The sequence below is a fragment of the Methylolobus aquaticus genome, assembly GCF_054172105.1.
In genome coordinates this window covers 151,625-164,444 of record NZ_JBSYXP010000004.1, presented here as the reverse complement: position 1 = coordinate 164,444, position 12,820 = coordinate 151,625, and the positions used below count along the sequence as shown (strand labels likewise).

Genomic DNA, 12,820 nt, shown 5'->3' with positions numbered 1-12,820 from the left:
ACAACGACAGAGGCCGAGAAATGAGCGACGTAACCGTACGACAATTAGCAGAAGTCGTTGGCATCCCCCTGGATCGACTGTTGACGCAGCTCGGCGAAGCCGGACTGGCGGTGGCAGAACCCGACGATGTCCTCAGCGATACCGAGAAGCTGAAGCTGCTCGCCCATCTGCGCCAGAGTCATGGCAAGGAAAAGGGCGACGCGGTCGAGCCGACCCGTGTGACGCTGCAACGCCGCACCGTCAGCGAGTTGAAGCAGGGTAAGATTCCCGGCAAGGGCATCAAGACCATCAGCGTCGAGGTGCGCAAGCGCAAGACCTATGTCAAGAAGAGCGAGCTGCCCGAATCGAGCGAGCGCAAGACCGAAGCGGAGAAGGCGCGTCAGGCTTTAGACGAGCAACAGCGCGAGATCGAAGCTCAGGAAGCCCAGCGCCGCGAGCTGGAGGAGGCACGCCGTCAGCGCGCGCTGGAAGAGGAAGAACGTCGCCGCGCGGCCGAAGAGGCCCGGCAGGTGGAGCTGGCCCAGCGGGCCGAGGCGGAGAAGGCCGTCGAGATTGCCAAGCCGGAGGCAGAACTACCGGCAGCACCCGAACCGGCTATTCCCATCGAGGTTCCCGTCGAGAAGCCCGTCGCGCGTCCGTCCGTACCCACGCCGCCCCCCGCAGCGCCGGTTCCACCGTCAGCGCCCCGCCCACCTTCCGAGGCGGATGTCCGCCGCGCGAAAAAGAAGGGCAGTGCAGGCAAAGGCCAAGTTGGTGAATACCAGGAGGAAACCACTGAAACCGAAGGCTCTGGCAAATTCAACAAGCGCCGCAAGTTCAAGCCCAGTCGCCCGGTCGTGTTGCCGGAACAGCGGCACGGCTTTGAACGCCCGACCGCGCCCATGATCAGGGAAGTGCAGGTTCCGGAAATGATCACCGTTTCCGACCTGGCGATGCGCATGTCGGTGAAGGCCACGGAGGTCATCAAGAACCTCATGCGTCTGGGCGTCATGGCCACGATCAATCAACCCCTCGATCAGGAGACAGCCATGCTCGTGGTCGAAGAAATGGGCCACAAACCGATCGCGCAAGCCGAGGACAATCTCGAGGCCGAGTTGGTGCATGCGATGGCGGGTGAAGCCGACAGCGAACATCGCGCCCGGCCGCCGGTGGTCACCATCATGGGCCATGTCGATCACGGCAAGACCTCGCTACTCGACCACATCCGCAAGAGCCGCGTCGCCGCCGGTGAGGCAGGCGGCATCACCCAGCACATCGGCGCCTATCAGGTGCGCACCGACCGTGGCTCGGTGACCTTCCTGGATACCCCCGGCCATGCCGCATTCACCGCAATGCGTGCCCGCGGCGCGCGGGTCACCGACATCGTCGTGCTGGTCGTCGCGGCCGACGATGGCGTGATGCCCCAGACCAAGGAGGCGGTGGAGCACAGCCGAGCCGCCGGCGTCCCGCTGGTCGTCGCCATCAACAAGATCGACAAGCCCGACTCCGACCCGGATCGCGTCAAGCAGGAATTGGTGGTCCTGAACGTGGTGCCCGAGGATTGGGGCGGTGATACGCAGTTCGTCAGTGTCTCGGCCAAGACCGGGGTCGGTATCGACGACCTGCTCGAAGCCATCCTGTTGCAGGCCGAAGTCCTCGAACTCAACGCACCCTACGATCTTCCCGCCACCGGTGTGGTGCTGGAATCCAAGTTGGAGAAAGGCCGCGGACCGGTAGCCGATCTGCTGATCCAGAAGGGAACCCTGCACAAGGGCGACTTCATTCTGTGCGGCCGTGAATTCGGCCGCGTTCGGGCGATGTTCAACGAGAACGGCAAGCCGCTCAAAGAGGGCGGCCCGTCGAGCCCGGTCGAGATTCTCGGCCTATCCGGCGCACCCGAGGCCGGCGACGAGTTCATCGTCGTGGCCGACGAGCGGAAGGCACGCGAGATCGCCATGCACCGCGAGGAGAAACTCCGGAGCACGAAGCTGGCAGCCCAGGCGGCCACCAAACTCGAGGATGTGTTCTCGAAGATGGGGACGGAGGAAGCCGTCGAGCTGGCGCTCGTCATCAAGACCGATGTGCAGGGCAGCCTTGAGGCGCTGCGCGGGGCGCTGACCGAACTGACCACCGACAAGGTCCGCGTCCGGGTGATTTCCGGCGGCGTCGGCGGCATTACCGAGACCGATGCCAATCTGGCCCTCGCGTCGAGCGCAATCATAATCGGCTTCAACGTACGGGCCGACGCCACCGCGCGCAAGCTGATCGAGGAGCGCGGTATAGACCTGCACTACTACAGCGTGATCTACGAGGCGATCGACGAGATCAAGAAGTCGATCACTGGCATGCTGGAGCCGGAATACAAGGAGCAGATCGTCGGCATCGCGGAGGTCCGCGAGGTCTTCCGCTCGTCGAAATTCGGCACGATCGCCGGCTGCATGGTCATTGACGGCCACGTCAAGCGTAACCTGCCGATCCGTGTGCTGCGCGACAACGTCGTGATCTTCGAGGGACAACTGGAATCCCTGCGCCGCTTCAAGGACGACGCCAGCGAGGTCAAGGCCGGCATGGAATGCGGCATCGGCGTCAAGAACTACAACGATGTCAAGGTCAAAGACCAGATCGAGGCCTATGAACGGGTCCTGGTCCCGCCGCGATAGGTCGATTTCCGCATGCCCAGAGAATTCAGCCGCAATGTGCGGGTCGCCTCGCAGTTGCAACGGGAACTGGCCGAGTTGCTGCGCAGCGAAGTCAGGGATCCGCGCCTGGGAATGGTTACGGTCAGCGACGTCGAGGTCACACGCGACCTGTCGGTCGCCAAAGTCTATGTGAGTTTCCTCGGTGCCCGGCAGACGAACAGCGAGTCGCTGAAATTGCTGGCCGGGCTCGCCCCATTGCTGCGGCATGAGGTCGCCCGTCGGGTGCGGATGCGGGTGATCCCGGAGTTGCGGTTCATCTTCGACGATTCGGTCGAGCGCGGGCTGCACATGGATGCCGTGATCGACAGTCTGCACCTTCCCAAGTCAGACCCGCACGACACGTGATGGCTCAGCGGCCACGGCGCCCGCAGTTCAAGCTCCACGGCGTATTGCTGCTCGACAAGCCAACTGGCCTGACGTCAAACGCAGCGGTGCAGCGCGTGCGGCATCTCCTCTGTGCGCATAAAGCCGGGCACACCGGCAGCCTCGATCCATTGGCTTCCGGTGTGCTGCCGATCTGTCTGGGGGAAGCCACCAAGCTGGCCGGTTACCTGCTGGATACCGACAAACGCTACCGGACCACGATCCGTCTCGGCGTGACGACCGACACCGCCGATGCCACCGGTCAGGTTATCGCCACCGCCCCGATCCCGCCGCTCGACCCCATGCCACTTGAAAGTGTGCTGGACCGTTTCCGCGGCACGATCGACCAGATACCGCCCATGTATTCAGCGCTCAAGCAGGGCGGCGTCCGGCTTTATGAACTCGCACGACGCGGTATCGAAGTGGAACGTCAGAGTCGCCGTCTCGATATCCATGAACTGCGGCTCGTGAACTTTACGGCCGATAGTCTCGAACTGGATATCCATTGCTCCAAGGGCACCTACATCCGCGTTCTGGCCGAGGATATCGGGCACGCGCTGAGCTGCGGCGCCCACATGGAAACGCTGCGCCGGACCGCCGTCGGCCCGTGGACGCTGAGCCAGGCCTGCCCTCTTCAGGCGCTCGAAGCACTGACCCCGGACGAGCGCCTATCCCGCATCGCGCCGATGGACCTGCTGGTCCCCGACTTCCCGCGCGTCGATTGCGACGACCCGCTCCGCACCCGGCTCCAGCAGGGCCAGGTCATGCCGGCGCCGGCCGTCCTTACCGACGGACTCGTCCGCCTGTATGACAGTACGGGAAGCTTTTTCGGGCTCGGCACCGCGGCAGCGGGCAAACTGGCCCCGCAGCGTATGTTCAACCTCGACTTACCGTCCGCCGTGACCTCCGTCACAGTCGGCAACGACAGTGCTGCCCCTGCGGCTGCCGAGCCGACGCCCGGCTCTGCACCTTGTTCGTCGGCGACAGGTCACGTTAAAATACCCAATTGTTTTTAGAACAGGCCCTTCAGGAGTTCGCCGTGGCATATACCGCCGTAGAAAAGCACGCCGTCGTGGAGCAGTACCAGCGCTCCGCCAACGACACCGGATCACCCGAGGTTCAGGTCGCTCTGCTGACCGCCCGGATCAACCATTTGAGCCCGCATTTCGCGGCGCACAAGAAGGATTTCCACTCCCGTCGCGGCCTCTTGCGGCTCGTGAATCAGCGCCGGAAGCTGCTGGATTATCTGAAGAACAAAGACGTTGAACGCTATCGCACGCTGATCGAAAGCCTCGGCTTGCGTAAGTAAGACCCGGCTCATCCCGGTCCATCGCGTCTGATTCAGATATCACTCCAGCATAAGGAAACGTCGTGAACCCCTTTCGAAAGCAATTTCAGTTCGGACCGCACACCGTCACCTTCGAGACCGGGGAAATCGCGCGTCAGGCTGACGCCGCCGTCATGGTGGAAATGGCCGGGACCGTCGTGCTGGTCACTGCAGTGGGAAAAAAAGAGGCGTCAGCGCATGGTGACTTCTTCCCGCTGACCGTCAACTACCAGGAAAAAACCTACGCCGCAGGACGCATTCCCGGGGGGTTTTTCAAGCGCGAGGGCCGTCCGAGCGAAAAGGAAACGCTGACCGCGCGGCTTATCGATCGTCCGATCCGGCCACTGTTCCCCGATGGGTTTACGAACGAGGTCCAAGTCGTCGCGACCGTCATGTCGCTAAACCCCGAGATCGACCCCGACATCCCTTCCCTGCTTGGTGCCTCGGCCGCGCTGTCCCTTAGTGGCCTGCCCTTCCAGGGGCCGATCGGGGCCGCTCGCGTTGGCTACATCAACGGCGAATACGTGCTCAATCCGAGCGCCACGCTATTGGATGACTCCCAGCTGGATCTCGTCGTCGCCGGCACCGAACATGCCGTGCTGATGGTCGAGTCCGAGGCCGATGTCCTGTCCGAGCAGACGATGCTCGGAGCTGTGCTGTTTGGGCATCGCGAGTTGCAGGCAGCGGTCAAGGCCATCCAGGAATTGGTCGCCGAAGTCGGACCCAAGACATGGCCATGGACGCCGCCAGCGGTCGATGAAGGATTGCGCAGCGCCCTCGCCTCCGTCGCCAAAGCGGCGCTGGCAGAAGCCTATCAGATCCCCGAGAAGCTCGTCCGCCAGCAGCAGGTCCGCGCTGCCCGGGATGCGGCCGTGCAGGCTTTGACCCAGGATGGGCAATATGGCGAAAAGGCGGTGATCCGCGAGTTCGAGAAACTCGAGGAACACATCGTCCGGAGCAACATCCTCGATCACAAGCGCCGTATCGACGGTCGGGACCTGGCCACGGTGCGCCCGATCTACATCCGCACCGGCGTTCTCCCCCGTACCCATGGCTCGGCCCTGTTCACGCGTGGCGAAACGCAGGCACTGGTGGTAGCCACGCTGGGATCGGGCCGCGACGCCCAGTTGATCGACGCGATCGAAGGCGAGTATCGCGAGTCGTTCATGCTGCATTACAACTTCCCGCCGTATTGCGTGGGCGAGACGGGTGCGATTGGCTCGCCGAAGCGCCGCGAGATCGGCCATGGCCGCCTCGCCAAGCGCGGTGTGCAGGCCATCATGCCCGACACCGATGAGTTCCCTTACGTCATCCGCGTGGTTTCGGAAATCACCGAGTCCAACGGTTCCAGCTCGATGGCATCGGTTTGCGGTGCCAGCCTGGCCCTGATGGACGCCGGCGTGCCGACGAAGGCGCCCGTGGCCGGCATCGCCATGGGCCTGATCAAGGAAGACAGCGGCTTCGCCGTCCTGTCCGACATCATGGGTGACGAGGATCACCTGGGCGACATGGACTTCAAGGTTGCCGGGACCAGCGAGGGTGTCACGGCGCTGCAAATGGACATCAAGATCGACGGCATCACACCCGAGATCATGGAAGTCGCACTGGAGCAGGCCAAAGCCGGTCGGCTGCACATTTTGGAGAAGATGGCGGCAGTCCTGCCCACACCGCGCCATGAAATGTCCGACTACGCCCCACGGATCATGAGCTTCACTATCGATCCCAGCAAGATCCGTGAAGTCATCGGTAAAGGCGGCAGCACGATCCGCGCCATCACAGAGGAAACCGGTGCCCAGATCGACATATCGGACGAAGGCGTGATCAAGATTGCGTCGGTGGACAAGCAGGCCGGCATGGAAGCACGGCGCCGCATCGAGGAAATCACCGCCGAAGTCGAGGTCGGGAAGATCTACGAGGGCAAGGTTGCCCGCCTGATGGATTTCGGAGCATTCGTAACCATCCTGCCGGGCAAGGATGGCTTGGTGCATATTTCCCAGATTTCCGACGAGCACGTCGAACGGGTCAGCGACAAGCTCTCCGAAGGAGACATGGTCAAGGTGAAGGTGCTCGAGATCGACCGTCAGGGGCGCGTACGTCTAAGCATGAAGGCGGTGCCTACCGAAGGCGAGTAAGATCTCGAAAGTCTGGGGGATGCAGGCGCCGTTTGGCGCTTCTGACATCCCCCCGTTCAAAAAAACCCAGGTCTCAGACCTGGGTTTTTTGTTTCTATTCCCGGGAACTCAGCGCAAACGTCGTCAGTCGTCACCGCTGAAAACGCCCAGAATCTGCAGCAGGCTGGTGAAGAGGTTAAAAATCGTCACGTACAGCGAGACTGTTGCGAGAATGTAGTTGGTCTCGCCGCCATGCACGATCTGACTGGTCTGAAACAGAATCATGCCTGACATCAGCACGATGAACATCGCCGAGACCGCGATACTCAGACCCGGCATCGCCGGCAGAAAGATCGCCGCCAACCCCGCCAGGAACGCGACCAGAATCCCGGTCATCAGGAAACCCGCGAGAAAGCTGAAATCCTTGCGCGTCGTGAGCGCGTAGGCGGACAGGCCGAGGAAGATTACGGCCGTTCCGCCCATTGCCGTCATGACGAGCTGACTGCCATTGGCGAAGTGCGACACATACATGTTGAGGATCGGACCCAGCGTCAGACCCATGAACCCCGTCAGGGCAAACACACAAACCAGACCCCAGGCATTGTGGCTGAACTTATTCGTCAACCACAAAAGGCCGAAATAACCCACCAGTGTCACCAGAATGCCCGGGTGCGGGATGTTCAGCGTCATCGCGACACCGGCGGTGAACGCGCTGAAAAGCAACGTCAACGCCAAAAGCGCATAGGTGTTGCGCAAAACCTTGTGAGTAGCGAGCAGGCCGACCTGTGCGCGGCGAACTTGGGTATAGCTTTGACTCATCAGCGACTCCTAAATTAATTAACTCAACGCCCCCTTCGACAAGGAGGCTTACGCTTAGTTTCGAGCGGCTCCCGCCGTGCTCCCGACACCATTCCGACACGCCGCCCCGATCACTCAATCAGTGCCAGCCCGGGCGGCAAGGCCTCACCGAAAATCCGCTTCTCCTCAGCCGCGGTCAAGTCCTGGACGCTGTCAACCAGCTGCACCCAAGCCTCCGGCGCGCGCACGGCCTTCAGCCGCGCCGTGACACGGTTCTTAAGTTCCGGCCCGATGTCGCGCTCCCGATCACCACTCATGCGCCCGATCAGCACCGCTGAAAATGCGAGCGCCGGTTGCTTGCGCCAGTCCATGCCGACGAGCACCTCCAACCAGCCCTCCGCCGTCGCGACGGGAATCACACCATGACTGCTCCCGTGGAATGGCACCCGGGCACCGACGCGCCCTAGAGCCCACGCCGTTTCAGCCGGCTCCCCGGGTTTCCTGAGACGTTCGAGCAGCCATCCCCCCAACTGCGCCTTGAGGTCGCAGGAAAGGCGCTCCAGCGAACCGGCCAAGCGTACCATGTCCTCATAGCTGCGCTTCCTCGCAAGCGCTGCCAGATTGCCGCGACGCGCGGCCGCCGGATCAATGAAATTGCGGATGTCACCAAACACCTGAGTCTGCGCGGCCTCGTCGAGCCCCGCCGCGATGCGCCGCCACAGCGTCCACCATTCCGCCCAGTTCTGAGCTTCCTTAGGGAACTGCAGTCCCTGGCGATAAACGCCCCAGAGCTGGGATACGCGCCAGTCGTCCAGGGGATACCCCACTCCCGGTCGCAACGTATACCCCGCCAGATTAAGCCACACCCGTTCATGATCCGTACTGCGCCGCCGATGCGGCAAGCCTTCGAGCAGGCCGCCGAAAACGGCACGACAGGTTCCGGTGTCCCAGTCCTCACGGCTGCCGAGCAGCTTCTCCAGCGTACCGCGTAGCGTCCGGACCGAACTCGTCTCGATCGTGCGGGACTTTCGGCCGAACACCCGCCCGATTGCGGCTTCCGCTTCACCGAGCCGTGGGTGCAATCCGCTCTCCGGCCGCCGCTTCCCGCTCCCCGATCGGAGCAGAAACTCCACGTTCCAGAAGCGCTCGTCGTCATCAACATCGACGCAGCGTAACTCAAGCGTACCGACCTCGGTCATCGCCGCATCCAGCCGGACGATACGAGCGCCCCCTTCCATTTCTCCTTCGCCTTCGAACGCGACCGCGAGCGGGGGCAGTTGCACGAAGCGCTCGTCCTCCAGATCGACTAACTCCCCGGGAACCAGCAGTCGGTCATCGGTGGACGAATAGATCTGGAAGCGAACCGGCAGGCCCAGCCGGAGCGAAAAGCGACGATCTGCGAGCAATACCGTTTCTCCCTCGCGCGTGCCTTTCGGCAGGAGACAGACGCCCTTCCGCCGTTGCGAGTCGTCACCTTCGGTCCCAACCAGAAGAACAAAGCTGCGCGCAGAACCGCCTTCGATCCGACGCACGTTCGACCCGGCCCGGGCCATCGCATAGGCAACTGCACCGAAGGCCACCGCCAGTTCCGGGCGATCATTGCGCAACTCGCGCGGCGCTCGGCCAGCCCACGCAGCCAGCACCTGCACGAGGCGCCGCCCGATCAATGGACTTCGAAACGCACCGCCATTCAGTAGCAGCGCATCCGGGACAGCAGGGACGCCGGGACCCAGCGCCTCAGCCAACAAGTCTCGATGCTGAGCGAGGAAGGCCGCCAGATGGCGCGTGACGGCAGGATCCGCGGCATAAGGCAAGCCGAACTCGACCACGCCGCTGCGTCGCCGCAGCGGTTGATCATCGGCCGAAACGACGGGGAAGAAACCGTCCAGCACCAATTCGTGGGTCTCCTGCCGCGCCAGCTGCAGCGAACGTGCCCCACCGATCACGCGCGACCCCGCACCGAGTAGCGTCACCGGCACTTCTTCCGGCGCCCCATCGACCAGCAGACGCTCTTTCGCATCACGACACTGATCCATCAGTTGCGACAGAGCGCTCCCCGACAGGCGCGGCCCGTCCTCGATGAGCGCGGCCTCCATCCGCTGGGCCAACATCAGATCGATGTTGTCTCCGCCCAGCATCAAATGGTCGCCGACACCGATCCGCGTCAAGTTCGGCTCGGATCCTTGGTGATCGACACGGATCAGGCTGAAATCCGTCGTACCGCCCCCGACGTCGCAGACCAGAATGACGCGCACGCCTTCGAGCTGGCGTACCAACTCCGAGCGGTGCATCCAGAGCCAGTCATAGCAGGCGGCCTGCGGTTCCTCCAGCAGACGAACCCTTGGCAATCCGGCCGACCGAGCGGCTTCCAGCGTCAAGGCCCGCGCGCCCTCGTCGAAGGAGGCGGGAATGGTCACGATCAGATCCTGGCGCTCGAGCGGATGCTCCGGGTAACGGAGGTTCCATGCGTGACGCACATGGCGCAGATAGCTCGCGCTCGCAGCAACAGGAGAAACCTTGTCGACATCCGGCGCGGCGCCCCAGGGCAGGATGGCTGCCGTGCGATCGACGGATGGGTGAGACAGCCAGCTCTTGGCACTGGCGACCCGGCGGCCATGGCTCCTGCCACCCAGCCTGCGGGCCCATTCGCCCAACACGGCGGTGTCGGGCGTTTCAGCTGGATCCTGGTGCCAGGGAAGTCTCAGGTCAGCAGCCGGCAGTTCCCCTTCCGCCGGATGATAGCGAACCGAGGGCAGACAGTCGCGAGCCGCCACTTCTCCGGGCCCCACCAACTGTTCGACACGAAAGAGTTCGATGCTCGGCTCGGCGCCTTGCGCCATGTCCGTGAACGCGACGACCGTATTGCTCGTGCCGAGGTCGATGCCGACCCGATAGCGCGCCGTGCCTCCGTTGGGCGATGATGGCAGATGACTCATGCCGTTGTTCCGGCAATCCGCTCAGTGCAAGCCAACGTCAGGCGAGCGCGCGTTCCGCCTCCGGCACGGCTCCCGCCGAACCGTCGCTGGCTCGGACATCGAACTCAACCTTCCATCGCTGCTCACTGTCCCGCGCCACGGCTTCCAATTGCAAGGTGCCGACCTCAGTCACCTTGGCCGCCAGACAGACCGGCACGACCTGCCCAGACGCATATCGCTCGGCCTGCAAACTGACCTCGATCTCCTGCAACTCCTCAAGTTCGCCTTCGTGCCAGTCCTCCAGCCTTGTTCCAACCGGATCATCGCGACGTACCGTCGATGCGAAAAAGCGGAAACGCACCGGCTCGCCCACGATCAGCCCGAACTCATGCGGGGGCAATGCTGCCTCCGTGCCCTCCTCCATACCGAAGGGCGCGATGCACAAGGCCTGCATGGGCGGCGGGAACCCGGGCACCGCCGGCATCGCACTTTCGACGCCGACATAATACGCGGCCGCGATGCCGCCACGGATCCGCACGCCTTGCCCTTGACGCACATAACCGTAATACGCCGCGCCGCGCGCGACGGCCAAATCCAGATCGGCGCCCTTCAGCAGCCGTGCCGGTGGAGCCGACTCTTCGCCAAGCCACGAACCCAATACCTCTAGGAGCCTCTGGCTCAGCTGCTCCGCCTTGAATACACCGCCGTTTAGCAGCAGCGCCGTCGGGCGGATCATCCGTGCGTCCTCGGGCAGATCGAAGCCCGCCAGTTCGCTCGCCGCACTGACCTGACGTGCCAGAAAAGCCGCGAGATGACAGGTGATCCGGGCATCTTTTGCATAGGGCAGACCCATCGTGGTCAAGCCGGTGCGGGACTGCGCGGCAGGCCTGGCATCGATCCCTACCTTGGGAAAAAAGCCATCCATCAGTGTGCGAGTCACGTCATCCCGCGTCAGCGCCGTGCGCAGCGACCCGCCGATCAATGACGAGCCCCGACTGGGGACGACGACCGGCACCTCCTGAACCTCGGCGTCGGCAAGGATTGCCTCCTTGGCATCGCGACAACCGTGGGTCAGCGCCTGAATCTGCCACGGCTCCAGGCGTTTGCCTTCCGCTTCCAGTTTCATCTTCAGGGCATAAGCCAGCGCCAGATCCATGTTGTCGCCGCCGAGCAGGATGTGGTCGCCGATCGCGACGCGGTTCAGCAGCAGGTTGCCATCCTCTTCGGTCACTGCAATCAGTGACAGGTCGGTCGTGCCGCCGCCGACATCCACCACGAGGATGATATCGCCCGGTTTGACCTGCTCGCGCCACCGTCCTTCACTGCGCTGTATCCAGCTGTACAGAGCGGATTGCGGCTCTTCCAACAACACCGCCTGCCGCAGCCCTACGGCATGTGCGGCCTCCACGGTCAATTCGCGTGCCGCGGGATCGAAGGAGGCCGGGACCGTGATGACGAGTTCCTGTTCGCTCAGCGGCGACTCGGGGAAGCGCGCATCCCAGGAATCACGCAGATGCCGGAGATAGAGCTTGGAGGCCTCCAGCGGCGACACGCGCGCCACCTCTTCCGGAGCCTGGATCGGCAATATCGCGGCCCGGCAGTCCACGCCGCTGTGGCATAGCCAACTCTTCGCGCTCGCGATCAGGCGGATCGGCGTCTTGCTCCCAAGGGTTCGCGCCAGCTCGCCGACGATGGCCCGATCATCGTTACCCCAGAGCAGTTCCAGATCTTCAGGCCGCACTTCGGCCTCGTGTGCCTGGTACAGAAAGGACGGCAATTGCGGTCGCTCGGCGACCACACCCGGCGAGGTAAGTTGTGGGATTTCCAGAACTTCCAGCGCTGCCTGTTCGCCTTCGCAGGCCCCCAGCTCGACGTAACTCAGTACACTGTTCGTCGTGCCAAGATCGATGCCGACCGAAAAGCGGCTGGAATCGCTCACAGCTCCACCTCCGCCGGCGCGATGATCCGCGTGTCATGACTTTCGACGAGCTTCGGCAACCTGACCTGTACCGCTCGCCAGCCACGATGCACCAGCGTTCCGCTGAAGGGTGCCTGCCCAACGATATTGCCCGTGAGCCGCACGCTGGCGGCGTCGAAGCCCTTGGGCAAGGTGACCCGGCTGCTCTCGGCTTCCCTGCGCACCGGTTCGAGCTCGAAGTGCTGATGAATCACCTTGCGACACCCTTCATGCACGATGCGTGCGGCGGCGCCGATCTCGGCATCGGAATAGCTCGTCACGTTCTCCTGCACGAAATCGATGAAGCGCGCCTCATTCTGCAGCAGGCTGAGCAACTGCAAGGCCGAATCGGGTGCCGCTTCGCGCAAGGGTGACGGAACCGCCTCCACGGAGGTCTCACGCGCTTCGGGAACGTTCGGGGTCGCCACGGCTGCGGTATGGGCGGCGCCAACGGATTCGGCAGCGCGACCGCGCCGCAGCAAGGCGACGATTCCCGCCGTCAGCAACAGAACCTGGAAGATCAACAACACTAGAACCAGGGCGGCCAGCAGGGCGTGACCGGCGTCAAGTGTGGTCGGCCAAATACTCGTATCTAAATGCATGGTGTCGTGCTTTTGGTTGGACAGAGAGGACAACTGTGAAAGGAACGAGCCACGACTCGTTCGAACACG

The 12,820-nt window shown here is 63.2% G+C and carries 9 protein-coding genes; 5 read left to right on the top strand and 4 right to left on the bottom strand.

What is annotated here, in order from left to right; genetic code table 11:
• The first annotated feature begins 20 nt into the window (after positions 1-20).
• The 5 genes from infB (at position 21) to pnp (ending at position 6,500) form a co-directional block, all read left to right on the top strand.
• On the top strand, positions 21-2,639 hold the full coding sequence (gene infB, locus ACW73L_RS06800; RefSeq protein ID WP_498920920.1) for a translation initiation factor IF-2: 2,619 nt from the start codon (positions 21-23) through the stop codon (positions 2,637-2,639).
• Between the two features lie 12 nt (positions 2,640-2,651).
• Positions 2,652-3,023, top strand: coding sequence for a 30S ribosome-binding factor RbfA (rbfA, locus tag ACW73L_RS06795; RefSeq protein WP_498920918.1), 372 nt, complete (start codon positions 2,652-2,654; stop codon positions 3,021-3,023).
• Positions 3,023-4,057, top strand: coding sequence for a tRNA pseudouridine(55) synthase TruB (gene truB, locus ACW73L_RS06790; protein ID WP_498920916.1), 1,035 nt, complete (start codon positions 3,023-3,025; stop codon positions 4,055-4,057). Before rbfA ends, truB begins: the two co-directional genes overlap by 1 nt.
• Positions 4,058-4,080: 23 nt before the next feature.
• Complete coding sequence (gene rpsO, locus ACW73L_RS06785) at positions 4,081-4,350, top strand: 30S ribosomal protein S15 (protein ID WP_129883616.1); 270 nt, start codon at positions 4,081-4,083, stop codon at positions 4,348-4,350.
• Between the two features lie 62 nt (positions 4,351-4,412).
• Positions 4,413-6,500, top strand: coding sequence for a polyribonucleotide nucleotidyltransferase (gene pnp, locus ACW73L_RS06780; protein ID WP_498920914.1), 2,088 nt, complete (start codon positions 4,413-4,415; stop codon positions 6,498-6,500).
• Between the two features lie 123 nt (positions 6,501-6,623).
• Here pnp and ACW73L_RS06775 read toward each other — a convergent pair whose 3' ends face one another.
• The 4 genes from ACW73L_RS06775 to ACW73L_RS06760 form a co-directional block, all read right to left on the bottom strand.
• Complete coding sequence (locus ACW73L_RS06775) at positions 6,624-7,298, bottom strand: Bax inhibitor-1/YccA family protein (RefSeq protein WP_139557343.1); 675 nt, start codon at positions 7,296-7,298, stop codon at positions 6,624-6,626.
• A gap of 110 nt (positions 7,299-7,408) precedes the next feature.
• Entirely contained in the window at positions 7,409-10,213 is a 2,805-nt protein-coding gene (locus tag ACW73L_RS06770) for an Hsp70 family protein (protein WP_498920912.1), read from the bottom strand.
• Between the two features lie 37 nt (positions 10,214-10,250).
• Positions 10,251-12,131 carry an Hsp70 family protein gene (locus tag ACW73L_RS06765; RefSeq protein ID WP_498920911.1) on the bottom strand — a complete coding sequence of 627 codons (1,881 nt, stop codon included), beginning with the start codon at positions 12,129-12,131 and terminating at the stop codon, positions 10,251-10,253.
• Positions 12,128-12,751 (bottom strand): DUF2760 domain-containing protein, encoded by a 624-nt coding sequence (locus ACW73L_RS06760; protein WP_498920910.1) that lies wholly within the window; start codon positions 12,749-12,751, stop codon positions 12,128-12,130. Before ACW73L_RS06760 ends, ACW73L_RS06765 begins: the two co-directional genes overlap by 4 nt.
• Between the last annotated feature and the right edge of the window lie 69 nt (positions 12,752-12,820).

Coding starts and splice junctions, on each gene's coding strand:
- infB (WP_498920920.1), top strand. CDS start 21: ATGAGCGACGTAACCGTACGACAATTAGCAGAAGTCGTTGGCATCCCC.
- rbfA (WP_498920918.1), top strand. CDS start 2,652: ATGCCCAGAGAATTCAGCCGCAATGTGCGGGTCGCCTCGCAGTTGCAA.
- truB (WP_498920916.1), top strand. CDS start 3,023: ATGGCTCAGCGGCCACGGCGCCCGCAGTTCAAGCTCCACGGCGTATTG.
- ACW73L_RS06775 (WP_139557343.1), bottom strand. CDS start 7,298: ATGAGTCAAAGCTATACCCAAGTTCGCCGCGCACAGGTCGGCCTGCTC.
- ACW73L_RS06770 (WP_498920912.1), bottom strand. CDS start 10,213: ATGAGTCATCTGCCATCATCGCCCAACGGAGGCACGGCGCGCTATCGG.
- ACW73L_RS06760 (WP_498920910.1), bottom strand. CDS start 12,751: ATGCATTTAGATACGAGTATTTGGCCGACCACACTTGACGCCGGTCAC.